This is a genomic window from Candidatus Cloacimonadota bacterium, assembly GCA_011372345.1.
Lineage (GTDB): Bacteria > Cloacimonadota > Cloacimonadia > Cloacimonadales > TCS61 > DRTC01.
Window position 1 is genome coordinate 1 of sequence record DRTC01000458.1, and the last position, 1,721, is coordinate 1,721.

The following is a 1,721-nucleotide window of genomic DNA, read 5'->3' on the forward strand; positions in this document are numbered from 1 at the left end:
ACAAATTAATTTTTTCATTCGTCCTCCAAGATCATACACTAAAATTAATAGCTTCTGTTTTATAAATTGGAAATACCCAAAAATTACTGTCAACAATTCTGAAGAAATGCATCAATTATTTGAACTTGAACCTGATGATTATGTATGTCAGGATGTTGATCAGGAATCCATAAAGTAACGCAATAACCACGTTTACATTATATGTATTATAAATTTTACCGAAGAAAATCTTTTTACTGCTCAGGAAATGATTTTTCGGATTATTCAGGAATTTGCCGTCAATTCGAGAAACTGCAATGTTGATGTCTTCGTTAATATAACGATCAGGATTGTTATCGAACAATAGTTTAGCTTTTCTTTTTCGCACAGATTTTATTTTTTGGTTGAACTCAGAAATGGAGATCTCCTTGTCGGATTTTTGTTGAAAGAGTACATTTTCGCGGTTATTGAGGTTTCCAAGATTTCTTTTATAGAAATTTAATTTTGCTTGTGCAGTAAAAAGTCCTTCAAAAAGCCATCTCGACGGCATAATATTGCAAAATTCCGGGATGGCTGATTCGGGATTGACTCTTGCAACTCTATTCATCTTTTCGAACTCAATAACAGCACCCGCGAAGATCATTTGAGGTATCATCACAATTGGAAGAATATTGACCATTGCCTTCTTGTCTTTTATCAAAGCAGAGGCAAGCAAACCCAAGGAAAAACCTACGAAACCGGAAAGGATCAAATAGCCGGTATAGACCAAGAAAATTCCTCGAATCTCAAGAATTACACTGGAAATTGCAATGTAAAGTACTGCTTGTAATAATGCAAAAATTGCAAGAGTTAGATTTTTCACGATCAAGAAAAGACTGGATTTGATACGCAGTTTTTTCTCGCGAATGTGTATGCGTTTTTCAGAAATAATTTCATCGAGACTATTTGAAAGTCCAAGAAAGATGAACACGATGATCGAGATGAATATAAAAATTTTCATATTCACATTTGCCGCAAAGGAGTAGCTCTGACCGGGTGAAGAATATCGCAAAACAAAAGATATGAGTATCGCAAGAAAGGGAGCTGCAATAAAAGTGACAGTAAGATTCGTTTTGTTTTTTAATTTATTCAAAACATTGCGCGCAAATAGGAAGCAGAATTGAGAAAAATATTCACGAATGGAAGTTCGTTTATGGAAGATTGTTTTTTTACTGACGGGCTCCTTTTCTTCTTCCGATTTATCCTGCCTTTTTCTTTTCATCAGCTCAAAAAGCTGGTATTTTTCAAACTTTGCTTTCCAGTGATTGGGCTGGTATTTCCTGAGCTCTTCATGTGCTCCCTCAAGAATATCGGATTTTTTATATACTGGATTTCCTTCAGCATCGAGAAGAGGATACTGCATGATGTCAAAAAGAAATTCAGCCATTTTCAGCTCTTTTTTCCTCAGCAGGTTTCCCAGACCGTAACTTATCTGATCGAGCTCGTCATTAAAATAGCCAAACACCTCTTCTGTGCTTCCAAAGAATACTTCTGTACCCTTTTGGTCGATCAGAAGGACTTTATCGAATTTCTGAAAAATATCGGGATTTGGTTGATGGATCGTTGCAATGATGATTTTTCCCTGCTCCTTGAGTTCATTGAGAATGTCTGTAATTTTTTCAGAATCCTTTGATGAAAGACCGGAAGTGGGTTCATCCAGGATAATAATAAGTGGTTCGGCAAGAAGTTCCAGGGCGATGTTA

General features: G+C 36.0%; 1 protein-coding gene. It reads right to left on the bottom strand.

Annotation, left to right across the window (positions count from 1 at the left end):
* Positions 1-115: 115 nt before the first annotated feature.
* On the bottom strand, positions 116-1,721 hold a 1,606-nt coding region (locus ENL20_08905), incomplete at its 5' end, for a hypothetical protein (protein HHE38675.1).